Source organism: Pseudothioglobus sp. nBUS_23 (assembly GCF_051201565.1).
Classification (GTDB): Bacteria; Pseudomonadota; Gammaproteobacteria; order PS1; family Pseudothioglobaceae; genus Pseudothioglobus.
In genome coordinates this window covers 1639107-1664072 of the sequence record NZ_CP179200.1, presented here as the reverse complement: position 1 = coordinate 1664072, position 24966 = coordinate 1639107, and the positions used below count along the sequence as shown (strand labels likewise).

Sequence of the window (24966 nt, the reverse complement as noted above, 5' to 3'; positions counted from 1 at the left end):
CAGAGAAATATTGATGAATTTATTAATAAGTAACTTTTCAGCACGTCAAATCCATTTAATCATTTTCTTGATTGTTGGATCTCTACTTGGCTATGCTGCTTACAGTATGAAAATTTTAGGGCTTGAGCCATGTACCCTGTGTATTACTCAGCAGTTTTTTTATAGCCTAATCGGATTAAGCTCTTTTGTTTCTTTTTTGCACAACCCAGGCTTCAAAGTCAGCAGAGTTTATTCGTTTTTTTTATCTCTTTTCGCACTAGCAGGTATTTGGATTTCTGGTCGTCAAGTATGGCTTCAAGGCCTACCTGAAGACGAGGTGCCATTGTGCGGACCCCCTTTAGAATATATTATTGACGTGTTTCCTTTTGCTGATGTAATAAATGCCTTATTTATGGGCGATGGAAATTGTGCAGAGATACCTTGGGAGTTTTTTGGTCTAAGTATGGCTGGATGGTCTCTCGTTTGGTTTGTAATCATATTCTTTTTGAGCCTTTCATCTTTTATTAAATCAAAAGCTTCAACTTAGATTTCTGTAAGTATTACGCATTTCCAAATTGATTTATTCTATGGTAAGATTTGTAGGAAGTGGGGTAAGTTATTTTTAAGATTTGGCTGATTTTAAAGAAACAGTAAGCACGCTATTAGAGTCAGTTGATATTCAGGTCAACGGCACTCGTCCATTTGATATCCAAGTACACAATAAACTTTTCTATTCCCGAGTCTTATCTGGCAAGTCGTTGGGGCTTGGGGAAAGTTATATGGATGGTTGGTGGGACTGTGAGGCATTAGACCAATTTTGTTATCAGATGCTATGGGGCCGGATTGATAAACAAATAAAAATTAAAAATCCAGCCTTTCTTTTACATGTTTTAAGAGCTTATTTTTTAAATGCTCAGTCAAAAAAGCGTGCCTATATTGTTGGCAAAGAGCATTATGATACTGGCAATGATTTATTTGCTTTAATGCTTGACCAAAGAATGATTTACTCTTGTGGTTATTGGGATGGTGCAAATAATTTGGATCAAGCACAGGTCAATAAATTAGACCTCGTCTGCAGAAAACTGCATCTAAAGGCAGGAATGAAAGTACTCGAAATTGGCTCTGGATGGGGAGGCTTTGCGAAGTATGCAGCTGAAAACTATGGCGTGAGTGTCCATGGAGTAACAGTGTCCAAGGAGCAAATGGAATATGCACAAGAATCTTGCAAGGGTTTAGACACCTCATTTGAATTAAAAGACTATAGGGATTTATATGGCACCTATGATGCAATAGTTTCAATAGGAATGTTTGAGCATGTGGGATATAAAAACTACAGAGATTATATGCAGGTTGCTCGAAGATGTTTAGACGATAACGGGCTTTTTTTGCTACATACAATTGGCAGGAACACACCTTCAAGATCGACAGACCCATGGACCAATAAATACATATTCCCAAATGGTATGATTCCATCACCAGCACAGATAAGTAAATCTGCTCAAGGGTTGTTTGTTATAGAAGATTGGCATAATTTTGGGCAAGACTATGATCCAACCCTTATGGCTTGGAATGAAAATTTTCAAAAAAACTATGATGGTTTGAAGGATAAATACGATGAAAGATTCAAGCGGATGTGGGAGTATTACCTCTTGATGTGTGCAGGTACATTTCGCTCTAGAAGAAATCAGTTATGGCAATTAGTTCTGTCAAAAAAAGGTTTAAAAGGTGGCTACTCATATCAAAACGCCCACAGACTTAATCCATAAATAGACCTTCAATCATTGCAACCGAGCTGCATCCAGATTGGTATACGACATGTTGATTTGTTAGGTTGATGCCACCAATACCTACGATCGGAATACTAATAAATTTTTTGATTTCTTCAACTTTAGTGAGAGGGCAATGAGTAGCATTGGGCTTAGTGCTTGATTTAAAGATAGCGCCTAGTGCAACGTAGTCAGCACCATTTTGTTCTGCTTTAATTGCAAGCTCCAAACTATTATGGCATGTCACACCAATAATAAAATGATTGCCCAGTCTCTCTCTGGCAGATTTTGCATCCATATCATTTTGGCCAAGATGAATGCCATGAGCACCTATATTCTCACAAAGGTTCACATCATCATTGACTATAAATAAAGTATTATGTTCTTTGCATAGATTAAGTAGTTTTTTTGCTTCTTCGACCTTGTGTTCTATGTTGACTGCTTTTCTGCGATACTGGAGAATATTGATATGATGTTTTTTTATGGCATTCTCAATAATGTCTATGTTAAGGTTTTTGTCTGGTGTAATTCCGTACAATCCTTGTATTCTTTGATTTAGCATAGTATGGGACTTTTTCGATCTAAGAAAATTCAATCACTTCTGATTTTCATTATAGCCGTGGTGGCGATTCTTTGGATATTTCAAAAAAATTTGATGAATATCTTTGTTTTTAGTCAACCGCCCCCCAATGAAGAAGTTGTTGAATCTCAGAATACAGACATACCCTATCTTGAAAAAATAGATAATTTTATTATCAAGGAGTATTCAAATAACCAGGTTTTATTGCATACTATTGAAGCAGACGTTTATAAAAGTTTTAAGAATGCCCCTGTTCAGCTTGAAACTGTAAAAGTAACTACTTTTGATGAATTGCAAAATAAAAATCTAACTTTGAAGTCTGATCGTGCAGTTATTTTTAAATCAGGTGCGATTCATTTTATAGACCAGGTAGAAATTAAAACTATGAGCGGCATTTCTCATGAGATTGATACCGAGCTTTTAATTGTTAAAGATGGGCAAATTAATAGCAACCGCAGAATTGTGTATTTAGGTGAGACTGCAAAAATTATTGCAGAGGGTATGGATATGGATCTTGATAGAGATATAATGAATTTAAATGGTGAAGTTCAAATTCTCCAGGATACAGGTGCAATAATTGATACTAAGGATTTATTAATCAATCAGGAAGGCGGCGTCAAAAAATATGTTAGCAAGGAGCCTACTGTCTACCGATCAAATCAAAATATTGTAAATGCAGACAAGGGCATAGATGTAGATATGAATTCAAAATTAACAAAACTTCTTGGGAATGTTGATATTTTGGACGGTTCAGGAAGTTCACTTAAGAGCTATGATTTGATAATTGATCAGTCAAATGGAGGTGAAATTTTTATGTCTGATTCGCCAAGCCGTTTTAAATCTAGCACTGTTGACATAAAGTCAAAAAAAATGCATTATGATGCTATTTCAAAGAAACTTAAATTAATGGATGAGGTTGTTGCTGTTTATGAATAAATTGATTTTACTAATGGCTATATTTTGCTCAACTTTTGTATTTGCTTTGTCTGAGGATGCTGAACAGCCAATTGAAATTGAGGCTGAATCAGTTATGGTTGATGAGACAACTGGATTTAATGAGTTCATTGGCGATGCTGAAGTAAAGCAAGGCTCTTTGGTAATGACAGCTGACATCATTCAAGTTCAGACCAATGCTGATGGAGTGGAGACCATGATTGCTAAAGGTACTCTTGACAAACCTGCAAAGTATATTCAAAGTCAAGAAAATCAGGCGCGATTCATTGAGGCTACTGCAACTTTAATTACTTATGATGTTAATGAGGGCATGATCTTTCTAGTTGGTGATGCATATCTAGTCCAAGGCTTTGATTCATTCAGTGGGGATTCTTTAACATATGACATCAATAATGATAAAGTCCTAGTTAAAGGCTCTGAAGATGGGACTAAAAGAGTCAAGTTTAAGATTGACTTATAGAGTCGTTTGTTAACTTACTAATGCGGTTGAAATTCTATCTTTAACCTCTTCCAGAGTGCCAACGCCATTAATAGCAATGAATTTAGTGCCAGTTTCGGGATTATCTGCGTCAGTCCGATAGTACTTGACTAATGGTTCAGTTTGTTTATGGTAAATTTTAAGTCGACCTCTGACGATCTCTTCATTATCATCAACACGCTGAATTAGATCACCTCCAGTAATGTCATCTTTGTTGGGTTCTTGAGGTGGATTAAATTTAATGTGGTATGTCCTTCCGGAAGATAAGTGAACACGACGACCAGACATTCGCTCGACGATATCATCGTCAGGAACTTTCACTTCAACACAATAGTTGATTTTTATGCCTTCAAGTTTAAGAGCATTGGCTTGATTAATGGTTCTAGGAAATCCATCAAGTAAATAACCATTGTGACAATCAGGTAAATGAATTCTTTCTTTAACCAAAGAAATAATCAATTCATCAGATACAAGATTCCCAGCATCAATTGTTTTTTTTGCTTCCAGGCCTATCGGTGAGCCAGCATTGACTGCTGCACGCAGCATATCACCAGTCGAAATCTGAGGTATATTAAACTTTTCACAAATATGTGCCGCCTGAGTGCCTTTTCCAGCACCAGGGGGTCCTAATAAAATAATATTCATATGAACGCCTTTTATTTACACTTCAAAGGGGGGCAACTTTTTGCTTACCTTTGTTTTTTTCATTACGACATATTCTGGCAAACCATTATTATACGGTGGATAATTCTCACCTTCAATAAGTGGAAGTAAATATTCGCGACATGAATCAGTTATAGAAAATCCATCATTTGAAATAAAATTTTCAGGCATCATTTTTTCCACATTTGCTATGTCCTTTAATTCGCCATAGCCAATTTCCCATTGGTATGGGTTACTTGATTTTCTAACAATAGAAGGCATGATTGAATTCTTCCCATCTAGGGCCATTTCTACCGCAGCTTTTCCAAGAGCGTAGGCTTGTTCTACATCAGAGTTAGAAGCTAAATGTCTTGCTGAACGCTGCAGATAGTCAGCAACAGCCCAGTGAAACTTATAGCCCAGAGATTTTTTAATGATATTCGCAACAACAGGCGCTGCTCCGCCAAGTTGAGCATGTCCAAAGTCGTCTCGAGTACCCTGTTCTGCTAGGAAAGAGCCATCAGGCCACTTTGTTCCTTCAGATACAACTATGGTGCAATATCCAAATTCTTTTACATTTTTGTCAACCTTGGCTAAAAATTTCTCTTCGTTAAAGTCAACCTCAGGAAACAAAATTACTACTGGTATTGAGGAGTCTACTAACCCTCCAGCTGCTGCAATCCAGCCAGCATGGCGGCCCATGACTTCTAATACAAAGATTTTTGTTGAAGTTGCTGCCATTGATGCTACATCAAAACTTGCCTCCATTGTTGAAACGGCAATATATTTTGCTACTGAACCAAATCCAGGGCAGTTGTCAGTTACTGGAAGGTCATTGTCTACAGTTTTGGGTATATGAATTGCCTGAATCGGATACCCCATACTTTCAGATAATTGAGAAACTTTTAAGCAAGTATCTGCTGAGTCACCCCCGCCATTATAAAAAAAATAACCGATATTATGAGCTTTAAAGACGTCTATTAAGCGCTCATATTCAGCTCTATTGGCCTCGAGTGATTTCATCTTATACCGACAAGACCCAAAACCACCTGACGGTGTGTGATTAAGTGCCGCAATATCAGCATCCGATTCCAATGAGGTGTCAATTAGGTTTTCAGTTAAAGCCCCAATAATTCCATTCTCTCCAGCGTAAACTGTACCAATTTTGTCAGAATGTTTTCGAGCTGTTTCAATCACTCCACTGGCTGAAGCATTAATTACAGCAGTTACTCCTCCAGATTGAGCATAAAAAGCATTTTTCATAATAATTTAGTTATTAAAGGTTAAGATTCAAGTATGCAAATTTGACTATCGCATACAGATGCACTTCAGAGTTATTAAAAAAGTATAACATTTGGTATGGATCCAGTATTCAATAATTCTAAAGTATTGTTTAATTATATTAAGTTAGAATTTTCTGGTTAAAAAAAATATTTTAGAATGTAAGCTGGAGGAGATTGTTACAAATTGTTTCATAGGAAATGGTAATTAAAATGACGATTACTTAATGTGGCATAGCCTCACCAAAGTTTTCAATATTCCTAAAGCCTGGCACATTTTTTTTCACAATCTTAGTACTTGGCTTACTGATTGCAATAACATTTTGAATTTTAAATTTGGCAGCCGCCTCTAAAACATCTAAAGAATCATCAAAGAAAATTGACCTTTCTTTATTGAAATCGATTTGCTTGTCTAGCTCTTTCCAAAATTTTTGCTGTTGTTTTGGAACTCCAAAGTCATGTGATGAAATAATTTCATCAAAAAAACCTTCGATTTTAGACATTTTCATTTTAAGTTTAATGCCTTTTCTATGGGCATTTGTAACTAAATAAATACGCTTATTTTTATCTTTTGCACGTTGAAGAAAAGTTAAGGCATGATCATGAACTTGAATCAGATGTGAGATGTCAGTTTTTAGTTTCATAATATCTAATTCAAGTTGTTTTTCCCAATAATCCAAGCAATACCAGGTAAGCTTCCCTTCTTGAGAATTAATCTTTGATATGATTATTTCTTTAGCTGTCTTAAAGTCGATGTGATTTTGTTTTGAGTAAACCTGGGGAATATATTCCAACCAAAACTCTAAATCAAAGTTTAAATCTAAGATAGTTCCGTCAAGGTCTAGCAAGATTGTATCAATTTGATTCCAATCCAGGCTAATATTATTTTCTTCGCCAAGTTGTTCCATTTATGCTGTCTTCGAGGATAATACCAAGCTCCAAAAGCTCATCTCTGATTTGGTCTGACATTGTAAAGTCTTTAGAGTTTCTTGCAGCCTCTCTTTGGTTAATTTTTTTAGAGATTTCAGATTCAGACAACTCCGATCCTCGTTTCAAGTATTCATCAGCATTATAATTAAGAATGCCAAGGTTATTTCCGAGCTGGACAAGTTGACTCGATAGTGTGTTCGCTTTATTTGGGTTAGCTGCTCGTTCAATATTGATTTGTTTAGCAATTTCAAAAAGTACACTTAGGGCCATAGGTGTATTGAAATCATCATTTAAAGCTGCATTAAATCTTGCTTCATAGTCAAACTCAAGAAGTGACGAATCTACAGAATTATGATTTAGGCCTTTTATGGCGTTATAAAGTCTAATTAAAGCTGATTGAGCGCTCTCAATGTTTGTTTCACTATAGTTTAAAGGCGAACGGTAGTGGCTACTTATAAGAAAATATCTTAGGGCCTCTCCATCATATTTTTTTAATACATCACGAATAGTAAAAAAATTATTGAGAGATTTGCTCATCTTTTCGTCATCAATATTAACAAAACCAACATGCATCCAAGTATTTACAAATGTACAATTATTAGCGCCTTCAGATTGGGCAATTTCATTTTCATGATGCGGAAATGTCAAGTCCATGCCGCCACCATGTATGTCGAAATGATTCGAAATAAAATGATTAGACATTGCAGAGCACTCAATATGCCAACCAGGCCTACCGTTACCCCAGGGTGACGGCCAGCTGGGTTCGCCAGATTTAGCTTTTTTCCAAAGAACAAAATCAAGAGGATCTTTTTTATGGTTTTCAACATCAACCCTTGCACCAGCTACCAGGTCATCTAAGTTTTTTCCAGATAGTTTCCCGTATTCTTTAAATTTTCTTACTGAATAAAATACGTCACCATTGGTTCCTTGATATGCCAATCCTTTTTTTGATAAAGATTCAATCATATCAATCATCTTGTCAATCGAATCAGTAGCCCTAGGCTCAATATCTGGACTCAGGACACCCAAAGACTGTTCATCTTCATGCATCGCATCAATAAACCTATTAGTTAAGGAGTAAATATCCTCATTATTTTCAATAGCCCTTGTGATGATCTTGTCATCAATATCCGTGATATTCCTGACATACTTTACATTAGGAAAGTTTCGTCTCAAATGCCTTGTTATGACATCAAACATCACCATGACTCTAGCATGACCCATATGGCATAGGTCATAAACGGTCATACCACAAACATAAATTCCAACTTGGTTCGCATCAATAGGTTGAAACTCTTCCTTTTGATTGCTGAGGGTGTTATAAATTTTGAGCATTGCAATATTTTATACTGTATTTTGTAATATCACTTATATTAGTTTTGATGTTGAAAGTAGCTATCAATTTTGATTATCAATTTATGATTAACAAAATGTATAATCACCTTGCAAAGGAATTGACCAGCATTAATAACTTTTCCTGTTAAAAACTTATTATGAAAAAATTTCAATGCACCATGTGTGGATGGATCTATGACGAAGAGAAAGGGGCTCCAGATGAAGGAATTGATCCTGGAACGACCTGGTCCGATGTTCCTGAAGACTGGGAGTGTCCAGTTTGTGGATCAGGCAAGGAAGATTTCGATATGGTTGAAATATAACTACATCTAATTTATAAACGTATATTAGGAAACTAAAATGTCAAAAATACTGATTCTGCCTGGCGACGGCATAGGGATAGAAATTGTGGCTCAAGCCGTTAAAGTCATTGATTCATTAAATAGGAATCATGCAATGGAGATGACTCTTGTCAATGGACTCCTTGGTGGAGCAGCTTATGATGAAACAGGTTCGCCTTTTCCTGATGAGACGATTAGGATTGCAAAAGAGTGCGACTCAATTTTGCTGGGAGCTGTTGGGGGTCCTAAATGGGAGTCACTCGAAAGAAGTTTAAGGCCAGAAAGAGGTTTATTGGGCATACGTTCTGAGCTTGAGCTTTTTTCAAATCTAAGGCCAGCAATCCTATATCCACAACTAGCTTCTGCATCCAGCCTTAAAAATGAGATTGTATCTGGTCTTGACTTAATGATTGTTCGCGAGCTTGTTGGAGGTATCTATTTTGGAGAGCCAAGAGGAGTTGAAATCAAAAATGGTGAGCGCTTTGGAGTCAATTCTGCGACCTATTATGAATCTGAGATTGCAAGAATTGGACATTCTGCTTTTCAGATAGCTCAAAAGAGGAATGGTCGAGTCTGTTCTGTTGATAAAGCAAATGTTCTTGAGGTTTCTGAGCTTTGGAGAGATGTGATGGAGGAAGTATCAAAAGAATATTCAGATGTAAAACTTTCTCATTTATACGTTGATAATGCAGCTATGCAGCTCGTGAGAGATCCTAAGCAGTTTGATGTCATGGTTACTAGTAATCTTTTTGGAGATGTTCTTTCTGATTGTGCAGCAATGCTAACTGGCTCGATCGGTATGCTGCCCTCAGCATCATTAGATAAAAATAACTTTGGTATGTATGAGCCTATTCATGGTTCTGCCCCAGATATAGCTGGTAAAGATATTGCAAATCCATTAGCAACTATCTTGTCTGTGTCTATGATGTTGAGATACTCGCTTAACCAAGCAGAGCTGGCTGAAAAAATTGATTCTGCGGTAAGCGATGTCTTGGATCAAGGATACAGAACAAAGGATATTGCTGGCGACAGTCAAAAAGTAGTTGGAACAGAAGAAATGGGTGATCTTGTTGTTAAGGCTTTAGAGTCTTAGTATTGAACATCTTCACTGTCAATAGATTTCCATAGAAACCAGCACGCAACGCTTCTATAAGGCTTCCATTGTTCAGAAATTTCTATAATCTGATTCTTGCTAAGAATATTTCCGTCGCCATAAATCTGATTCATAGCTCTAATAATTCCAATATCTTTTATTGGAAAGATGTCTTTTTCGAGTAAATAAAACATACCAAACATTTCAGCAGTCCAAGGACCCACTCCTTTAATGGTTATTAATTCTTGATAGACGCTCTCAAATGACCGGTCCTCCCAGTGTGAATGATCTTTGATTGAGAAAGAAATAAAATGATTACATATATTAATAAGATATTGAGTCTTTTGTTTTGATAGGCCACAGGCCTTGAGATCATCAAAACTTAATGAAAGTACATTTTCTGGCTTTATTTGTCCAATTTTATTTGCCAACTTTCCCCATACACTCGCAGCTGCTTGGACAGATATCTGCTGACCAACTATTGCCCTAAGTAAAGTTTCTAATGCCTCACCCCTAGATGAAATAATGTAATCATCGTGCTTCAAGAGCAGCCCTTCTAGGCTAGGGTCAACTTTAGATAAAAATTCTTTGGATTGTTGCCAGTATTTGGGTTCAGTCATATGGAAGATTTTTTGAATTAAGTGGCGATTTAGTATAGAAGACATTGTCGTATAATTCATAGTAATTGAACAAAAAATTAGGATACATCTATGGGCAGTAAAAAAAATGTAACTTTCATCGGTCTAGGCACAATGGGATATCCAATGGCAGGACATTTATCAAATTCTGGACTTTTCAACGTCTGTGTTTTTAATCGATCATTAGAAAAATCTGCTAAGTGGGGTAATGAATACCAAGGTAAAGTTGCTCAAACAATTGAAGAAGCTGTCTCAGATGCTGATGTAGTTATCACATGTACTGGCAGGGACGAAGATATGATGGAAATTGTATTTTCGAAAGGTGGGATGTTGTCCTTTCTAAAAAGTGGCTCTGTATTTATTGACCACACGACGACATCTTGCAAACTCGCAAAGCACTTAAATGAATCTCTGGGTGCTAAAGAAATTGACTTTATTGATGCACCGGTTAGTGGTGGCGAAGCTGGCGCTATAAATGGTGTTCTAAGTGTTATGGCAGGAGGAGATCAGGCTGTTTTAGAGTCATGTGAATCTATTATTAATACATATTCAAAGAGTATTACTTTAATGGGGGAGGCTGGGTCAGGTCAATTAGCGAAAATGGTTAATCAAATCTGTATTGCTGGACTATTGCAAGGACTATCAGAGGGTTTGCTTTTTGCCGAGGCTGAAAATCTAGATATGGATAAATTATTATCTGCTATATCTGGAGGCGCTGCCCAATCATGGCAAATGGTGAATAGGGGCAAAACGATGCATCAAAGGGAGTTTGATTTTGGTTTTGCAATTAAGTGGATGGTGAAAGATTTAGGGTATTGTTTGGATCAAGCTCAAGGAAATGCAACTAATTTAACTTTTACTCAAGAGGTTTATGATAGATACATTAACCTAATGGATAAAGGCCATACATATAGTGATACATCAGCATTAATGGTCTTTGATGAGCTGAATCGAAAGTAATAAATTGAATGATTATTTTTCCTTTACTATTGAAAAATAATCAATCATTAATTTATTCTAAATTACAAGCAATGGCATAATATGACTATGAGGAAAATGCCCAAACTTACCAATATTCACACTGTCGCTCAGAGTCGAATTTTTAATCTTGAATCCATGGATGTTGAGTTTTCAAATGGAGCAACTCGGGTTTATGAAAGATTAATGTCAAGAGGTAATGGAGCTGTTCTAGTTATCCCAATGATTGATGATGAAACAGTTTTAATGATATATGAGTTTTCTGGTGGAACTGAAAGATATGAGTTAGGTTTGACTAAGGGCAAAATTGATAAAGGAGAAACCCCAGTTGAGGCTGCTGGGAGGGAGCTTAAAGAAGAAATTGGTTACGGCGCAAACAAATTAACTTTTTTAAAAACAATCACCCTTGCTCCAGGCTATCAGTCTAGCGAAACGCATATTGTTTTGGCTGAAGAGCTTTACGAAGAGACTGCAGAAGGTGATGAGCCAGAACCGTTAGAAATTGTTCCTAAAAAACTTTCAGATATAGAGCAGTTAACATATTCAGAGGATTTAACCGAGGCTAGAAGTATACTTGCACTCTACATGGCAAGGGATATTATCAATAATCGAAAAGAGTGATTCAAATCCCCTCATCCTTTTGGCTTAATGCTGATGAAATAAAATTTCCAGATATAAAATTAGCTCTCAAAGAACCAAATGGCCTAATAGGAATAGGTGGTGATTTATCTGTTGAAAGATTATTACATGCTTATTCAAATGGAATCTTTCCTTGGTATGGAAAAGATGAGCCAATATTGTGGTATTCTCCTGACCCTAGAATGGTCATTACGCCTGAGGCTTTTCATCTTTCAAAAAGCTTAAGAAAGACTATTAACTCATCAAGATTTAATGTCTCAGTGAATACTGTTTTTCCTGAAGTAATGCACCAGTGTCAAAATGTCCCTAGAGCTGGACAGTCTGGAACCTGGATAAGTGATGAGATGATTTCAGCTTACTGTAATCTTTATGATGCAGGATATGCGCACTCCTACGAAGTTTTTTTGGATAAAAAGCTGGTGGGCGGTTTATATGGAGTTGCGTTAGGAGGTGTTTTTTTTGGAGAGTCAATGTTTTCACTCGTTAGCAATGCTTCAAAAGTTGCCTTTGCTTACCTTCTCCAAAATAGTGATTATAAATTGATAGACTGTCAGGTGGAAAATAAGCATCTTGAAAGTCTAGGTGCTTTTAATATGCCTAGAGATTTGTTTATACAACAGCTTAAAGCCTTTGTGTAAAATGATACCTTTGATAAAGTGATGGTGACGCCATGAGAAACCAAATTAAACTTTTTTTACTTGTTTCGCTTGTTATTACTCTAGCTGCGTGTGGCCGAATGGGCGATTTGGTTCCAATCGATGAGTCACAAGCTGGTTCAATTGAAGCATCTACTAGTAGCTAATAGAATAAACAATTGAACGCATTCAATTTTCAAAATAATTGTCTTTATGCTGAGTCTTTACTTGTTAAAGACTTAATTAAATCTTATGGTTCGCCGCTTTATATTTATTCAAAAAGTCAAATAGAGTTCAATTGGAATCTATTCAAAAAATCTTTTGGAGATCATCCGCATTTAATTTGTTATGCGGTCAAGGCGAACTCTAATATTGCAGTCTTAAATACTCTAGCAAAACTCGGTTCTGGCTTTGACATCGTATCACTTGGAGAACTTGAAAGGGTAATTGCTGCAGGAGGAAATCCAAGCAAATGCGTTTATTCGGGAGTTGCTAAAAATGAATACTCAATACAAAAAGCTCTTGAATATGGCATCTATTGCTTTAATGTCGAGTCTGAAGGAGAGCTAGATTGCATTGATTCAGTGGCTTCATCATTGAATATGACTGCACCTATTTCGATTCGGGTAAATCCGAATGTAGATGCAAATACTCATCCTTATATTTCAACAGGCCTAGCAGAAAATAAGTTTGGCGTTGGCGCTGATATTGCCTTCTCAATGTTTAAAAAAGCAGCTTTATCAGAAAATTTAAAAGTTTGTGGGCTTGATTATCATATAGGTTCACAAATAACTGATGTGTCTCCTTTTATAGAGGCGCTAGATCGAGCATTAGAGCTTGTTGAAAAGCTAAAAACTGAAAACATTTTGATCGACCATCTTGATATTGGTGGAGGTATTGGAGTTAGCTATGACCAAGAGGAAACAATCAATATTGAGGACTATTTGAATTCTGTTACTAATAGAGTTGATCAGATCAAGATATTAGTTGAGCCTGGACGTTCAATTGTTGGCAATGCAGGAATATTTGTAACAAAAGTAGAATACTTAAAGCAAAATAATCTAAAGTCGTTTGCAATTGTTGATGGTGCTATGAATGATTTAATTAGGCCTTCATTGTATCAGTCCTATCATCAAGCTGTCTTGATTGACGATAACTCGAAGGGTATTAATGATACTTGGGACATTGTTGGCCCTGTTTGTGAGTCTACAGATTTCTTAGCGAAAGATAGAAATCTTACTTTAGAAAAAGGAGATTATATTGCTATCATGACAGCTGGCGCATATGGATTTGTCCTAAGCTCTAACTATAATTCTAGGCCAAGGGTTCCGGAGATAATGGTTAGTGGCAATAAACATAGCACGATTAGAAAAAGAGAAACAATTGATTCCCTTTATGAGAATGAGAGTTTATTTGAAGATGAAATTGACTAATAATCAAAAAAAATATTTAAGATCAATTGCTCATGATTTGAAGCCTTTTGTGATGGTTGGTCAAAATGGCTTAAGTGATTCAGTATTGGCAGAAATTGACTCTACATTGCAAAAGCATGAGCTAATAAAGATTAAGTTAAGAGTGGATGATCGTGATGTGAAACAAAACATCATTGAGCGAATTATGGAATTTTCTCACTCACAATTAGTTCAAGTTATCGGCGGGGTTCTTGTTATTTACAGGCCTTTTGATGATAACCCTGATATTATCTTACCTAGATCTTAATATTTTAAGAGTGTAACAAAGATAAATATGCCCTTGCATTAATGAATTGAAATGAAGATTGCCCTCAGCGCTGCAGAAACTTCAGGTGATTTGATTGCTTCATCACTAGTGGTTGCTTTAAAGCTTAATGAGCCAAATTGCATGATTGATGGTTTAGCTGGGGATAAGATGATCAAAGCAGGTTGCCATAGATTATGGCATATGAATGAAGTCAATGTAATGGGCCTGAGTGAAGTTTTGAGAAAATTGCCATCTATCTTAAAACTCAGAAAGCGAATTTCTAAGCACTATCTTGCAAACAAGCCTGATGTTTTTATCGGCGTTGATTCACCTGATTTTAATTTTAAGTTAGAGCGAATCCTTAAGAAAAACGGTATAAAAACAATTCATTTAATTAGCCCATCAATATGGGCTTGGCGCTCTAATAGAATTAAAAAAATTAAGCAATCAACAGATTTAATTCTATGTCTATTTCCTTTTGAAGTTGATTTCTACAGAATGCATAATCAAAAAGCAATCTTTGTAGGGCATCCACTTGCTGAAACTTTAAAGCCAAGAAAAGATTATCAGTCTAACAATAATGTTCTATTGATGCCTGGTTCTAGAGAATCAGAAATTAAGTCTTTATTGCCAGAGCTTTTAAAAGCAGCCAAATTAATGAAAGATGAAAATCCAGATCTGATCTTTAATATATCCCTTGCAAACAATCAGCAATTAGACTGGGTTACTAAAAGTATTGATGGGATAGAAATAGGGGTTAGTGTTGGTGATGCACATGCAAAAATTAGTAACTCAGATTTAGTTATTGTTGCATCAGGAACTGCCGCTCTGGAGGTTGGCTTGTTGGCCGTACCCATGGTTGTTGTTTACAAACTGTCATATATCAGTTATCAGATCGCGAGCCGTTTGCTTCATACGAGTGAAGTATCTCTTCCAAATAAAATTTTAGGAAGTAATATTGTTCCAGAATTAATTCAAGAGAATGCTAATGGAAAGAATATCTCTGATCATGCTATGAAGTTATTAGAATCAGACAATACCAAACTTATTAGAGAATTAGGAAGGATTCATAAATTATTGAAACTCCAATCTAGCACTAAATCAGTTGATGCAATTATTGACTTTGTAAATGAAAAATGATATCAAAAAAATAGTTCAATTAGCTATCTTGGAAGACATTGGAGGTGGAGATTTAACTTCGACTTTGCTTGAAAATAAAATGATTGTAGCTGAGATTGTATGCAGAGAGAATGCAGTCATATGTGGTATTGACTTTGCCAATCTATGTTTTCTGTCAATCGACCCCAAAATTCAAATTACTTGGAATGTTGAGGATGGCTCTAATGTTATTCCTGGTCAAATAATATGTAGAATTTATGGGCTTGCAAAAACTATAGTTACTGCCGAGAGAGTCGCTCTCAATTTCTTACAAATATTAAGTGCTACATCAACTAAAACTGCTGAGTTAGTTGGGTTAATCTCTGGAACAAAAGCAAAATTACTTGACACAAGAAAAACAATACCAGGTCTTAGAAAGGCTCAAAAATATGCTGTAAAGTGCGGCGGCGGGGTCAATCATAGAATGGGCCTTTATGATTGCATAATGCTAAAAGAGAATCATATCTTAACAATTGGCTCACTAGAGGATTCAATAAAAGACGCTGTAATTAATTTTCCTAAAATACCAATAATTGTTGAGGTTGAATCTCTTGATGAGCTTAAATCTGTTCTTTCGATGACGAATATCACGCGTATATTGTGTGATAATTTTTCTATTCCTGATCTAATAGAGGCTGTCCAAATTTCAAGTGGAGTCTATCCAATCGAGGCTTCTGGTGGGATTAATGAAGATAATATAATTCAATACGCTGAAACTGGCGTTGACTTTATCTCTATTGGATCTCTTACAAAAGATATTAGATCGATTGACCTTTCTTTAAGGTTTTCAGACTAGGCAGTTGCTATAAATGATGGACTAATAATATCCTCAGTTAGGTTGAACTTTAAGGCTTTATTATCTAGATTAACTACTGACCCTCCTGCACCTTCGAGTATGCATATACCTGCTGCTGTATCCCACTCAGAGCAACGTCCAAATTTGGGATAATAATGGTAAATTCCCTCAGCAATTAGGCAAAACTTGAGAGCACTCCCAAGTTTAAATGTTTCAAAATTAGTTTTTAGTTTTAAATGTTCTTTGAGTCCTTTATTATTGATTGAATATCTGCCTACAACTATTTTTTTCCATCTCTTAGGTTTTGATGTCAGTATCTTAAATGATTTTCTATTTTCAACCTTGATTGAAGGCTGGTTATCTAGCCGGTAGTAATGGACTTGATTAAAGGGCGAATAAATCAATCCAAAAGTCGGATAGTTGTTTTTAATCAAAGCAATACTGATACAAAAGTCGGGAGAGCCATCTATAAAGTCTCTAGTGCCATCTAATGGGTCAATCAACCAGTATTCTTTCCATGATGTTCTGACAGAAAACGGAATATGCGATGACTCCTCTGAGAGAATTGGAATATTTGGCGTTAATTTTGATAGGGCATTTAATAAAAATTCGTGTGAAGCTTTATCAGCTTCAGTGATTGGTGTATTGTCATCTTTAACTGAAAATTCAGTAGAATTTTTGCGAATATCCATGATTATTTCACCCGCTTGAGAACTTATATTTAGAAGCTGGGAAATTAATGCTTTATTCATTAAAACATTATATCATTGAGTACATAATTATTTTTTGTTGACCTGAATCTTAAGTAAAATTTATTTTTCTTCAACATATTTTTACAATAAAAATGAATAAACAAGTTTTAGCTATGGGTGGTGGAGGCTTTACCTCAAAACCTGAAAATCTAAAGTTAGATAAGTATCTGTTATCTCTTAGCAATAAAAAAAACCCAAAAGTTTGCTTTATACCTACTGCGAGTGGAGATGATGAAAGCTATAGAAGACGATTTTATTCATCATACAAAAAATTAAACTGTGAGACTAGTCATCTTTCACTGTTTTGGCCTCCAGAGGGAGATTTGAGAGAGTTTGTTTTAGATAAAGATATCTTTTATGTGGGTGGAGGTAATACTCGCAACCTTATGGTTCTTTGGAAAGAGTGGAGTCTTGATCAATATTTACTTGAAGCTTGGAATAACGGAGCTATCATGGCAGGTCTGAGTGCCGGCTCAATATGCTGGTTTGAAAAAGGGCTGACTGACTCCGTGACTGGAAAACTATTGCCACTGGATTGTCTAGGCTTTTTACCGAACAGTAATTGCCCACACTTTGATAGCGAACCACAACGCAGGCCTGAGTATCATAAGGCTATATTAAATGGCTCAATGATGAAAGGCATTGCATGTGATGATGGTGTTGCAGCTCATTTTGTTGATGGTGAGCTCGAATGTTGTGTTTCATCTTTACCCAATGCTAAAGCATATTACGTGAGTAATAATAACGGTGTTATTAATGAATCAATAATTGAGCCAAACTACCTTTGAGCCCTTTAAATAAAGCTTCAAATATTAAAAAACCTAGCTTAACTAGGCTTTTTAATATTTGGTGGGCCTACTTGGACTTGAACCAAGGACCAATCGATTATGAGTCGACTGCTCTAACCAACTGAGCTATAGGCCCGGGTAAAGAGCTATTCTAAAAAGCTTTGAAGCTTGTGTGCGCGAGAAGGGTGACGCAATTTTCTAAGCGCTTTTGCTTCAATTTGTCTTATTCTTTCGCGTGTAACATCAAATTGTCTTCCGACTTCTTCGAGTGTATGATCAGTGCTCATATCGATTCCAAATCTCATCTTAAGAACTTTTGCTTCTCTAGGAGATAAATTTGCTAAAAGATCACCAGTTGTTTCTTTTAAACTTTCCCTGGTAGTAACTTCTACAGGTGAGGACAATTTTTCATCCTCAATAAAATCACCTATTGTAGAATCTTCATCATCACCGACAGGATTCTCCATAGAAAGTGGCTCTTTTGCAATCTTTAGAATCTTATTAATTTTATATTCTGGCAATTCCATTTCAACAGAAAGTTCTTCAGGTGTAGCTTCTCTTCCAAATCTTTGCAATAATTGACGCCTCACTCTATTAAGCTTATTGATGGTTTCAATCATATGTACAGGTATTCTTATAGTGCGAGCCTGATCAGCAATTGATCTTGTGATAGCTTGTCGAATCCACCAAGTTGCATATGTGGAAAACTTGTATCCACGGCGATACTCGAATTTGTCAACTGCTTTCATGAGTCCAACATTACCTTCTTGGATAAGGTCTAAGAACTGCAAGCCACGATTCGCATACTTTTTAGCAATAGATATTACAAGTCTTAAGTTGGCTTCAATCATTTGACTCTTTGCATTTTTAGCTTTTCTATCACCCTGTCTAAGTTTTTTATTGATTTCTTTAAGTTCTCCAACCGTAATTTGCATCGCCTCTTGATTTTCTAACAGGCTTTTTTGAGAATAGTAAATCTCATCTTTGCACTTTTCTAGAGATTTTAAAGTTGTTTTATCAATCTCTTTGCTTTTGAGCCAATCAAAGTTAGTTTCATTTCCAGGGAATAGTTTGTAAAAAAGCTCTGAGCTCATGCCTGCATCAAGACAAGCATTACGAATCAAGTTTTCTTCTTTTTTAACTACAGAAACACGACTAGAAACAACATCCATCATTGTGCTAACAAGCTTTGGTGCGAGTCTTAACTCTGAAATACAGCCTGAGAATTTTTGTCTTGCCTTGACTGTCTTGGCATCAAGATAGCCATTCTTTTTGCAAGAATTGACGTAACTTTTATGCGATTTTTGTATTTTATCAAAGCGCTCATAAACTTCACCTTCATCCGGTCCAGTGTATTCTAACTCATCAAATTCATCTTCGTCTTCGTCCAGCTCATCCTCATCAGCATCTAGATTCATTGCCTCTAGTTTTGCATGTTTTTCATCAAGAAGCGCTTGTTTTTCAACAATCAATGCTTGTTTTTCTTCAAATTCTTCAGCATCACCTTGGTAACCAATAACCACATCAGTCATTTTACATTTGCCCTCTTCAAGCCTTGTATAGGCCTTAAAGAAGTGATCTGCAATTTCTGGATAAAGTGATATTGCCTGCATTATTTGATAGACACCAGCTTCAATTTCTTTTGCGATTCTGACTTCATCACTTTGCTCTAATAGTTCAACAACCCCCATTTCACGCATGTACATTCTTACCGGATCTGTTGTTCTTCCAAACTCTGAATCTAGTGCGGCGAGAGCAGCTACAGCAACTTCTGCTGAATTTGCTTCAGCTTTGCCACCTTGGTGCATAACCAAAGTGTCAGCATCTGGCGCCTCATCAGCTACCACAATGTCTAACTCCTCAAGAATAGTCACAATTGGCTCTACCTGCTCTGGAGTCAAGAGATCCTCAGGCAGAAGGTCATTAATTTCTGAATAGGTAAGGTAGCCTTGTTCTTTTCCAATGACGATAAGACTATTTAGGGCGGTTTTATGAGCTTCAGTAGTTGTCTTCATAGTATTGTTTTTTAAAAACAGAGGTGGAATTATACCTAATTCATCAATTATTTTTTAGTCAATAATTGACTGTTGGAATAGCTTTGATTTAGTTAGATTCAGCAAAAATTTTACTTATGGATTGTTCGTCGCTGATTCTTCGAATTACATCAGCAAGGGTTTTGGCAATTGATAATTGTCTAATTTTATCGCATTTATTTGCATTTCCATTCAAAGGGATGGTATTTGTAATCACTAACTCATCAAGCTTTGAGTTGGAAATATTATCTATAGCACCTCCAGAAAGGACTGCATGAGTAGCATAAGCAACAACTTTTTTAGCCCCTTTTTCTTTTAAAATCTCAGCTGCTTGACATAGTGTGCCAGCAGTATCAACCATATCATCAATCATAATGCATGTTCTTCCAGATACATCACCAATTACATTCATAACCTTTACTAGATTAGGTTCTGGGCGCCTTTTATCTATGATTGCAAGATCAGCGTCATTAATTCTTTTTGCGGCAGCTCTGGCTCTTGCAACTCCCCCAACATCCGGTGATACCACTACAACATCATCATATTCATGGTCTAGTATGTCCTGAACGAGAACGGGTTGAGCATAAATGTTATCAATTGGTATATTGAAGAAACCTTGGATTTGATCAGCGTGAAGATCCATTGTAAGAATTCTGTTCACCCCAGATGTTTCAATCATTTGAGCCACAAGCTTTGCTGTAATTGGAACTCTAGTTAGACGAGATCGCCTATCCTGTCTCGAATAACCAAGATAAGGAACAACAGCTGTTATTCTTCCTGCGGATGATCTTTTGAGTGCATCAACCATAATAAGTAGCTCCATTAAGGTTTCTGCTGACGAAGGTCCACATGTAGGTTGAATAACAAAAACGTCACAACCACGGACATTGTCAAGAATTTCTACATGAGATTCTCCATCACTAAATTGGCCAACAAAAGCCTTGCTTTGGCTTATATTCAGGTTTTCAATAATTTCAGAAGAGAGATCAGGATTTGCGTTACCGCTAAAGATTTTTATTCTATCTAAAGACATCTACTTAGATTCTTATGGTTGATTGCATAATTATACAAAGAAATCATACGATTGAATCAAGTAGTTTAGCTAGTAAGTATTTTTTTTATTTTATTTAAATAAGTTCGTCGATAAATGGCTTTATTTCCTCAGGCTCAACTGTTGCGCTAAAGCGTTTAAAAGGGACCCCGTTCCGATCAATTAGAAACTTTGTAAAATTCCATTTGATGCTATCATTTAGTTTACCTTTAAGCTCAGATTTAAGGTATTTGAAGGCTGGGTGAGCGTTTGAGCCGTTGACTTCAATTTTTTCAGACAACTCAAAGCTAACACCATAGTTAGATTCACAAAAGTTTTTTATTTCATCTGCTGTTCCTGGCTCTTGCTTTCCAAATTGATTGCAAGGGAATCCAATAATTTCAAGACCGGCATCCTTATATTCTTGATATAGTCCTTCCAAGCCTTTGTAATGATAAGTTAAACCACAGTTGCTTGCAGTATTTACAATTAAAACAACTTTGCCCTCAAAGTTTTTAAATGAAACATCTTTTCCATCAATATTTTTAAAATTAAACTGATATATGCTCATTTCTAGATGTGCTTTTTTAGTAAAAAATACAATTGTACTCACTTCAAATGAATTTGAAGTGTTTAGTTGATGAAGATGAGCTATTAACTGATAGCAAAATTTGGCTGGGATGGCAGGATTCGAACCTGCGAATGACGGGATCAAAACCCGTTGCCTTACCGCTTGGCGACATCCCAATTGTATAGAGGTGATTTATCAATCGCTTTCGCGACAAAACCAACCCACTTTGATGGCAATTCTTTGTTTGCTATCAATGCATCACTTTCATTTTCAAATGCTACGAAAACACACGAGCCGCTTCCTGTCATTCTTGCTTCATCAACATGCTTTCTAGTTGAATTCAGATACATCAAAGCATCTTTTATCTCACTTTCCAAGTCAATTGCAGCATCCAAACAGTCGTTATGTGGATTTGAAACTAATGAAAAATCGGTTATTTTCCTTTGTAGCGGTGACATTGTCAATGCTTTATGGCTGAATATTTCTCGTGTAGAGATTTGTTTATTGATTGAAACAACCAGATAGTAGTATTCTGGCAAATTTAATGGAGTAAGAATTTCACCAATTCCTTCTGCCCATGAGCTTCTTCCTTCAATAAAAATAGGAACATCTGCCCCAATATCTTTTCCTATTGAGATCAGCTCTGTATTTGTTAATTTTAGATTCCAAAGTTTATTGAGAGTAACAAGAGTGGTTGCAGCATTTGAACTCCCTCCACCAAGTCCCCCACCCTTAGGAATCCTTTTTATAATTTTTATATCCACTCCAAAATTTGTTGCACTATATTGTTTTAACTTTTTAGCGCTCTTAATCATTAAGTCATCACTGATAAGAATATCTTCGTTGCCTGAGGTGCGGTTTATTTTTCCATCATTTCTTAAACTAAAATCTATCTCATCATAAAAATCTAATAGCTGAAAAATGGTCTGTAAGTTGTGATACCCATCATCTCGTTTTGAGGTGATATGTAAGAATAAATTAATTTTTGCTGGCGAAAGGTAAGTCAATTTATGCTTTTATAAAGTGCTCTCTGTAGTGCTTCAATTCATCAATGGAGTCATAGATATCTGACAAAGCTAAGTGTCTAGATTTTTTGAATGAGCTATTGATGATTTCTGGTTTCCAGCGATCAGCCAGTTCTTTTAGTGTTGAGACATCGATATGCCGGTAATGAAAAAACTTTTCAAGGGTAGGCATATAGTTATACAAAAATCTTCTGTCTTGACAAATTGAATTGCCGCACATAGGAGAAGCTCCCGAATCAACGTATTGAGAGAGAAAATTAAGTGTTTGAGATTCTGCTTGAGCGACCGAAATTGAACTTTCTTTAACTCTTTGCACTAATCCAGAGCGATTATGTTGATTTGTATTCCAATCATCCATACCATCTAGTAATTCAGTTTTTTGTTTAATAGCCAAAGATGGACCCTCACCAATAACATTCAGATTGGCATCCGTCACAACAGTTGCAATTTCAATGATGACGTCACTCTCGGGAATTAGCCCTGTCATTTCAAGATCTATCCAGATTAGATTTGTTTTTTTATTCATTGTTGCTTATTACTTGCATGAATGTATGCATCAAGCTTATCTTGCGCAGAACCGTCTGATAATATTTGATTAGCATTTATGATGCCCTCATCTAATGAGTTTACTAGGCCACTCACGTAAATTGCAGCTCCAGCATTTAATGCAATAATATCTCTAGCTAAACCTTTCTTTCCAGAAAATGCTTCATGAATCAAAGCAAGAGATTGCTCAGCATTGTCAGCTTTAATTGAATCTAGGCTTCCTTCTTCTAGCCCAAAATCATGAGGATGGACATCATAAGTTGAAATTTTATTATCTTTTAGTTCCGCCACATAAGTTTTGTTGGCAATGGAGAACTCATCAAGACCATCTTCGGAGTGGACCACCATAACATGTCGCGAATTGAGACCCTTTAAAACATTAGCAATCGGCTCAACTAAATTTTTATCAAAAACGCCCATAATTTGGTTTGGTGCTTTGGCTGGATTTGTCAAAGGACCCAATACGTTAAAAATTGTTCTTATTGCGAGCTCTTTACGAGGCCCAATTGCATGTTTCATAGCGCTATGATGAGCTGGTGCAAACATAAAACCCACCCCAATCTCCTCAATACACTGACTAATCAATTCTGGATTTAAATTGAGATTGATACCAGCAGCTTCCAGTACATCTGCACTTCCAGATTTTGAGGATATTGAACGATTTCCATGTTTTGCAACTTTTCCACCAGCCGCTGCGACTACAAAAGCTGAAGCTGTTGAGATATTAAAAAGACCGAGCCCATCTCCTCCTGTGCCACAGGTGTCAACCAAGTACTCATCACTGCTTAATTTGACTGATGTGGCAAGATCTCGCATTACTTTTGCGCTTGCAGTAATTTCCTCAATTGTCTCACCCTTCATTGAAAGGCCAACAAGAAATGCGCCGATCTGAGCATCAGTAGTTTGTCCTGTCATGATGCTATTCATGACGTCATGCATCTCACTTTCATTCAAGTTTTGTCTTGAAATAACCGCTTTGATTGCCTCATTTATATTCATAACTATTGCCGACTCATTAATTGTTCAATTTCATTAATCTCTTTAGCTGCTTTTTGGGAGAGAACATGGTTTCCTTTATCAGTCACTAGAACATCGTCTTCTATTCTGACTCCTATGCCCCAGTATTTAGGGTCAATTTTATCATCCCTTCGGATATAAATTCCAGGCTCAACAGTTGTTACCATACCACTTTTAAACTCACGGAACTCTCCATTAACTAATTTACTGCCTACGTCATGTACATCTAGTCCGAGCCAGTGCCCAGTGTTGTGCATATAAAATTTAGTTAAATCCTCAGGCGATTTCATAATTCCTAGCTTGATAAGGCCATCCGTTATTATTTGACAGGCAGTCTCATGCGGCTTATTGGAGCTGACTCCAGGCCTAATAGATTGAATAGCAGATTTTTGCGCACTTAAAACAAGATCATATATCTCTCTTTGAGCATCATTAAACTTTCCATTAATCGGAAAAGTTCTCGTAATATCTGAGGCATAGCCATTAATCTCGCAACCTGCATCAATCAAAAGTAGATCCCCATTTTTCAACTCTTTATTGTTTTCAGTATAATGCAAAATGCATGCATTTTCTCCACTTGCAACGATTGGAGGGTAGGAGTGTTCAGAGTTGCCATTCCTAAAATGTGAGTCAAACACAGAGGCAATATTATGCTCAAAAAGTCCAGGTATAGACTCTTTCATTGCATTTATGTGGGCTTCAGATGCTAGGTCTGCAGCATCCTGCATATTTTTTATTTCTTCCTTGTCTTTTATAAGTCGCATTTCTGAAACAAAAGGGTTTAAGGGTTTTAGCCTACTTTCAAAAAGAGAATGAATGCGTTTATTATGAATATTTGTGCTGGAATGGTCTTTCCAGCCACTACCTCCCGGTGCATCATAATAAATGGCAGAGTCTTTTTTAGTGAAAGAGTCAATATGATCAAAAAAAGTATCGATGTCATATGCCTGATTCACTAACAAAATTTCTGGTGCAAGTTCAGCTCCTAGTCTGATTCCATTCCAAATCTCTTTGGTCTCGTCCTTAGGTCTTAAGAACATGACATAGCTATCTTTGCTAAATACAGCTATTGCATCAGGCTCTATAAATCCAGTTAGATACCAAAAATTACTATCTGGACGAAATGGATAAGTCACATCACTGTTTCTTTTTTGTTCGCTATTGGTTGATACAATGACCACTGCATCATGACCCAACATGCTTAACAACTCCTCTCTTCTTTTTTGATGTATCATTTTATTTGGTGTATTAATTCTTAGATAT

Annotated in this window: 29 protein-coding genes and 2 tRNA genes; 15 read left to right on the top strand and 16 right to left on the bottom strand. The window is 36.3% G+C overall.

The window, feature by feature from the left end; translation table 11 throughout:
- Positions 1–13 precede the first annotated feature (13 nt).
- Together ACMAZA_RS08525 and cfa are read left to right on the top strand one after the other, a co-directional pair.
- Entirely contained in the window at positions 14–526 is a 513-nt protein-coding gene (locus tag ACMAZA_RS08525; RefSeq protein WP_435188712.1) for a disulfide bond formation protein B, read from the top strand.
- An 82-nt stretch (positions 527–608) separates the two neighbouring features.
- The gene (gene cfa, locus ACMAZA_RS08520) at positions 609–1745 is read left to right on the top strand and encodes a cyclopropane fatty acyl phospholipid synthase (protein ID WP_435188711.1); all 1137 of its coding nucleotides are present in this window, start codon (positions 609–611) and stop codon (positions 1743–1745) included.
- On the opposite strand, the gene thiE is transcribed toward cfa, so the two are convergent.
- Positions 1735–2307, bottom strand: coding sequence for a thiamine phosphate synthase (gene thiE / locus ACMAZA_RS08515; RefSeq protein WP_435188709.1), 573 nt, complete (start codon positions 2305–2307; stop codon positions 1735–1737). The two genes, cfa and thiE, sit on opposite strands and share 11 nt — an antisense overlap.
- A gap of 3 nt (positions 2308–2310) precedes the next feature.
- On the opposite strand from thiE, the gene lptC reads away from it, so the two are divergent.
- Both lptC and lptA read left to right on the top strand, forming a co-directional pair.
- Positions 2311–3261: an LPS export ABC transporter periplasmic protein LptC gene (gene lptC / locus ACMAZA_RS08510; RefSeq protein ID WP_435188707.1), complete on the top strand. Its 951-nt coding sequence runs from the start codon at positions 2311–2313 to the stop codon at positions 3259–3261.
- The gene (gene lptA, locus ACMAZA_RS08505) at positions 3254–3739 is read left to right on the top strand and encodes a lipopolysaccharide transport periplasmic protein LptA (protein WP_435188705.1); all 486 of its coding nucleotides are present in this window, start codon (positions 3254–3256) and stop codon (positions 3737–3739) included. Before lptC ends, lptA begins: the two co-directional genes overlap by 8 nt.
- A 9-nt stretch (positions 3740–3748) precedes the next feature.
- On the opposite strand, the gene adk is transcribed toward lptA, so the two are convergent.
- The 4 genes from adk to cysS form a co-directional block, all read right to left on the bottom strand.
- On the bottom strand, positions 3749–4402 hold the full coding sequence (gene adk / locus ACMAZA_RS08500) for an adenylate kinase (protein ID WP_435188703.1): 654 nt from the start codon (positions 4400–4402) through the stop codon (positions 3749–3751).
- A 15-nt stretch (positions 4403–4417) separates the two neighbouring features.
- Positions 4418–5662 (bottom strand): 6-phosphofructokinase, encoded by a 1245-nt coding sequence (locus tag ACMAZA_RS08495; RefSeq protein WP_435188702.1) that lies wholly within the window; start codon positions 5660–5662, stop codon positions 4418–4420.
- 241 nt (positions 5663–5903) lie between these two features.
- Complete coding sequence (gene yrfG, locus ACMAZA_RS08490; RefSeq protein WP_435188700.1) at positions 5904–6587, bottom strand: GMP/IMP nucleotidase; 684 nt, start codon at positions 6585–6587, stop codon at positions 5904–5906.
- Positions 6562–7944: a cysteine--tRNA ligase gene (cysS, locus tag ACMAZA_RS08485; protein WP_435188698.1), complete on the bottom strand. Its 1383-nt coding sequence runs from the start codon at positions 7942–7944 to the stop codon at positions 6562–6564. Before cysS ends, yrfG begins: the two co-directional genes overlap by 26 nt.
- Before the next feature lie 158 nt (positions 7945–8102).
- Here cysS and ACMAZA_RS08480 point away from each other — a divergent pair, with 158 nt between their 5' ends.
- Together ACMAZA_RS08480 and leuB are read left to right on the top strand one after the other, a co-directional pair.
- On the top strand, positions 8103–8267 hold the full coding sequence (locus ACMAZA_RS08480) for a rubredoxin (RefSeq protein WP_435188696.1): 165 nt from the start codon (positions 8103–8105) through the stop codon (positions 8265–8267).
- A 37-nt stretch (positions 8268–8304) separates the two neighbouring features.
- The gene (gene leuB / locus ACMAZA_RS08475) at positions 8305–9378 is read left to right on the top strand and encodes a 3-isopropylmalate dehydrogenase (RefSeq protein ID WP_435188694.1); all 1074 of its coding nucleotides are present in this window, start codon (positions 8305–8307) and stop codon (positions 9376–9378) included.
- Here the strand turns inward: leuB and ACMAZA_RS08470 are convergent.
- Positions 9375–10043, bottom strand: a complete 669-nt coding sequence (locus ACMAZA_RS08470) for a DNA-3-methyladenine glycosylase family protein (protein WP_435188692.1) — start codon at positions 10041–10043, stop codon at positions 9375–9377. The two genes, leuB and ACMAZA_RS08470, sit on opposite strands and share 4 nt — an antisense overlap.
- 45 nt (positions 10044–10088) lie before the next feature.
- On the opposite strand from ACMAZA_RS08470, the gene ACMAZA_RS08465 reads away from it, so the two are divergent.
- From ACMAZA_RS08465 to nadC, 8 genes are all read left to right on the top strand, one after another.
- A complete protein-coding gene (locus ACMAZA_RS08465) occupies positions 10089–10976 on the top strand; it encodes an NAD(P)-dependent oxidoreductase (protein ID WP_435188691.1) in 888 nt (295 codons plus the stop codon).
- Between the two features lie 87 nt (positions 10977–11063).
- The gene (gene nudE / locus ACMAZA_RS08460) at positions 11064–11615 is read left to right on the top strand and encodes an ADP compounds hydrolase NudE (RefSeq protein WP_435188689.1); all 552 of its coding nucleotides are present in this window, start codon (positions 11064–11066) and stop codon (positions 11613–11615) included.
- Positions 11612–12271, top strand: a complete 660-nt coding sequence (gene aat / locus ACMAZA_RS08455) for a leucyl/phenylalanyl-tRNA--protein transferase (RefSeq protein ID WP_435188688.1) — start codon at positions 11612–11614, stop codon at positions 12269–12271. Before nudE ends, aat begins: the two co-directional genes overlap by 4 nt.
- A 32-nt stretch (positions 12272–12303) precedes the next feature.
- Positions 12304–12435, top strand: coding sequence for an LPS translocon maturation chaperone LptM (gene lptM, locus ACMAZA_RS08450; RefSeq protein WP_435188686.1), 132 nt, complete (start codon positions 12304–12306; stop codon positions 12433–12435).
- Between the two features lie 12 nt (positions 12436–12447).
- Positions 12448–13701 carry a diaminopimelate decarboxylase gene (gene lysA, locus ACMAZA_RS08445; protein WP_435188684.1) on the top strand — a complete coding sequence of 418 codons (1254 nt, stop codon included), beginning with the start codon at positions 12448–12450 and terminating at the stop codon, positions 13699–13701.
- The gene (gene yhbY / locus ACMAZA_RS08440; RefSeq protein ID WP_435188682.1) at positions 13688–13987 is read left to right on the top strand and encodes a ribosome assembly RNA-binding protein YhbY; all 300 of its coding nucleotides are present in this window, start codon (positions 13688–13690) and stop codon (positions 13985–13987) included. Before lysA ends, yhbY begins: the two co-directional genes overlap by 14 nt.
- A 51-nt stretch (positions 13988–14038) precedes the next feature.
- Positions 14039–15127 (top strand): lipid-A-disaccharide synthase, encoded by a 1089-nt coding sequence (gene lpxB, locus ACMAZA_RS08435; protein WP_435188680.1) that lies wholly within the window; start codon positions 14039–14041, stop codon positions 15125–15127.
- Positions 15117–15941 carry a carboxylating nicotinate-nucleotide diphosphorylase gene (gene nadC / locus ACMAZA_RS08430; RefSeq protein ID WP_435188678.1) on the top strand — a complete coding sequence of 275 codons (825 nt, stop codon included), beginning with the start codon at positions 15117–15119 and terminating at the stop codon, positions 15939–15941. Before lpxB ends, nadC begins: the two co-directional genes overlap by 11 nt.
- On the opposite strand, the gene cysQ is transcribed toward nadC, so the two are convergent.
- Positions 15938–16693: a 3'(2'),5'-bisphosphate nucleotidase CysQ gene (cysQ, locus tag ACMAZA_RS08425; protein WP_435188676.1), complete on the bottom strand. Its 756-nt coding sequence runs from the start codon at positions 16691–16693 to the stop codon at positions 15938–15940. The genes nadC and cysQ overlap by 4 nt on opposite strands.
- A gap of 92 nt (positions 16694–16785) precedes the next feature.
- Here cysQ and ACMAZA_RS08420 point away from each other — a divergent pair, with 92 nt between their 5' ends.
- Positions 16786–17481, top strand: coding sequence for a Type 1 glutamine amidotransferase-like domain-containing protein (locus ACMAZA_RS08420; protein WP_435188675.1), 696 nt, complete (start codon positions 16786–16788; stop codon positions 17479–17481).
- Between the two features lie 59 nt (positions 17482–17540).
- Here the strand turns inward: ACMAZA_RS08420 and ACMAZA_RS08415 are convergent.
- The 9 genes from ACMAZA_RS08415 to ACMAZA_RS08375 all read right to left on the bottom strand — a co-directional run bounded on the left by ACMAZA_RS08415 (position 17541) and on the right by ACMAZA_RS08375 (position 24938).
- Positions 17541–17617: transfer RNA gene (locus ACMAZA_RS08415), tRNA-Ile, on the bottom strand.
- A 10-nt stretch (positions 17618–17627) separates the two neighbouring features.
- Positions 17628–19496, bottom strand: coding sequence for an RNA polymerase sigma factor RpoD (gene rpoD / locus ACMAZA_RS08410; protein ID WP_435188673.1), 1869 nt, complete (start codon positions 19494–19496; stop codon positions 17628–17630).
- Positions 19497–19584: 88 nt separating this feature from the next.
- Positions 19585–20547 (bottom strand): ribose-phosphate pyrophosphokinase, encoded by a 963-nt coding sequence (locus ACMAZA_RS08405; protein ID WP_435188671.1) that lies wholly within the window; start codon positions 20545–20547, stop codon positions 19585–19587.
- 94 nt (positions 20548–20641) lie between these two features.
- A complete protein-coding gene (locus ACMAZA_RS08400; RefSeq protein WP_435188669.1) occupies positions 20642–21115 on the bottom strand; it encodes a glutathione peroxidase in 474 nt (157 codons plus the stop codon).
- 101 nt (positions 21116–21216) lie between these two features.
- Positions 21217–21291, bottom strand: a tRNA-Gln gene (locus ACMAZA_RS08395).
- Entirely contained in the window at positions 21271–22122 is an 852-nt protein-coding gene (gene ispE, locus ACMAZA_RS08390; RefSeq protein ID WP_435188667.1) for a 4-(cytidine 5'-diphospho)-2-C-methyl-D-erythritol kinase, read from the bottom strand. The genes ACMAZA_RS08395 and ispE overlap by 21 nt, the downstream gene beginning before the upstream one ends.
- Before the next feature lies 1 nt (position 22123).
- Entirely contained in the window at positions 22124–22666 is a 543-nt protein-coding gene (gene orn / locus ACMAZA_RS08385) for an oligoribonuclease (protein WP_435188665.1), read from the bottom strand.
- Positions 22663–23685, bottom strand: a complete 1023-nt coding sequence (trpD, locus tag ACMAZA_RS08380; protein WP_435188664.1) for an anthranilate phosphoribosyltransferase — start codon at positions 23683–23685, stop codon at positions 22663–22665. Before trpD ends, orn begins: the two co-directional genes overlap by 4 nt.
- A 2-nt stretch (positions 23686–23687) precedes the next feature.
- Positions 23688–24938 (bottom strand): aminopeptidase P N-terminal domain-containing protein, encoded by a 1251-nt coding sequence (locus ACMAZA_RS08375; RefSeq protein WP_435188662.1) that lies wholly within the window; start codon positions 24936–24938, stop codon positions 23688–23690.
- Between the last annotated feature and the right edge of the window lie 28 nt (positions 24939–24966).

What these genes read in the sequence shown, in the direction of transcription:
- cysS (WP_435188698.1), bottom strand. Translation starts at nt 7,944, where the DNA reads ATGCTCAAAATTTATAACACCCTCAGCAATCAAAAGGAAGAGTTTCAA.
- lptA (WP_435188705.1), top strand. Translation starts at nt 3,254, where the DNA reads ATGAATAAATTGATTTTACTAATGGCTATATTTTGCTCAACTTTTGTA.
- ACMAZA_RS08420 (WP_435188675.1), top strand. Translation starts at nt 16,786, where the DNA reads ATGAATAAACAAGTTTTAGCTATGGGTGGTGGAGGCTTTACCTCAAAA.
- nudE (WP_435188689.1), top strand. Translation starts at nt 11,064, where the DNA reads ATGAGGAAAATGCCCAAACTTACCAATATTCACACTGTCGCTCAGAGT.
- yhbY (WP_435188682.1), top strand. Translation starts at nt 13,688, where the DNA reads ATGAAATTGACTAATAATCAAAAAAAATATTTAAGATCAATTGCTCAT.
- ACMAZA_RS08375 (WP_435188662.1), bottom strand. Translation starts at nt 24,938, where the DNA reads ATGATACATCAAAAAAGAAGAGAGGAGTTGTTAAGCATGTTGGGTCAT.
- ACMAZA_RS08465 (WP_435188691.1), top strand. Translation starts at nt 10,089, where the DNA reads ATGGGCAGTAAAAAAAATGTAACTTTCATCGGTCTAGGCACAATGGGA.
- ACMAZA_RS08525 (WP_435188712.1), top strand. Translation starts at nt 14, where the DNA reads ATGAATTTATTAATAAGTAACTTTTCAGCACGTCAAATCCATTTAATC.
- ACMAZA_RS08480 (WP_435188696.1), top strand. Translation starts at nt 8,103, where the DNA reads ATGAAAAAATTTCAATGCACCATGTGTGGATGGATCTATGACGAAGAG.
- ACMAZA_RS08495 (WP_435188702.1), bottom strand. Translation starts at nt 5,662, where the DNA reads ATGAAAAATGCTTTTTATGCTCAATCTGGAGGAGTAACTGCTGTAATT.
- orn (WP_435188665.1), bottom strand. Translation starts at nt 22,666, where the DNA reads ATGAATAAAAAAACAAATCTAATCTGGATAGATCTTGAAATGACAGGG.
- adk (WP_435188703.1), bottom strand. Translation starts at nt 4,402, where the DNA reads ATGAATATTATTTTATTAGGACCCCCTGGTGCTGGAAAAGGCACTCAG.
- rpoD (WP_435188673.1), bottom strand. Translation starts at nt 19,496, where the DNA reads ATGAAGACAACTACTGAAGCTCATAAAACCGCCCTAAATAGTCTTATC.
- lpxB (WP_435188680.1), top strand. Translation starts at nt 14,039, where the DNA reads ATGAAGATTGCCCTCAGCGCTGCAGAAACTTCAGGTGATTTGATTGCT.
- yrfG (WP_435188700.1), bottom strand. Translation starts at nt 6,587, where the DNA reads ATGGAACAACTTGGCGAAGAAAATAATATTAGCCTGGATTGGAATCAA.
- lptC (WP_435188707.1), top strand. Translation starts at nt 2,311, where the DNA reads ATGGGACTTTTTCGATCTAAGAAAATTCAATCACTTCTGATTTTCATT.
- nadC (WP_435188678.1), top strand. Translation starts at nt 15,117, where the DNA reads ATGAAAAATGATATCAAAAAAATAGTTCAATTAGCTATCTTGGAAGAC.
- leuB (WP_435188694.1), top strand. Translation starts at nt 8,305, where the DNA reads ATGTCAAAAATACTGATTCTGCCTGGCGACGGCATAGGGATAGAAATT.
- ACMAZA_RS08470 (WP_435188692.1), bottom strand. Translation starts at nt 10,043, where the DNA reads ATGTCTTCTATACTAAATCGCCACTTAATTCAAAAAATCTTCCATATG.
- trpD (WP_435188664.1), bottom strand. Translation starts at nt 23,685, where the DNA reads ATGAATATAAATGAGGCAATCAAAGCGGTTATTTCAAGACAAAACTTG.
- ACMAZA_RS08405 (WP_435188671.1), bottom strand. Translation starts at nt 20,547, where the DNA reads ATGTCTTTAGATAGAATAAAAATCTTTAGCGGTAACGCAAATCCTGAT.
- lptM (WP_435188686.1), top strand. Translation starts at nt 12,304, where the DNA reads ATGAGAAACCAAATTAAACTTTTTTTACTTGTTTCGCTTGTTATTACT.
- thiE (WP_435188709.1), bottom strand. Translation starts at nt 2,307, where the DNA reads ATGCTAAATCAAAGAATACAAGGATTGTACGGAATTACACCAGACAAA.
- ACMAZA_RS08400 (WP_435188669.1), bottom strand. Translation starts at nt 21,115, where the DNA reads ATGAGCATATATCAGTTTAATTTTAAAAATATTGATGGAAAAGATGTT.
- cysQ (WP_435188676.1), bottom strand. Translation starts at nt 16,693, where the DNA reads ATGAATAAAGCATTAATTTCCCAGCTTCTAAATATAAGTTCTCAAGCG.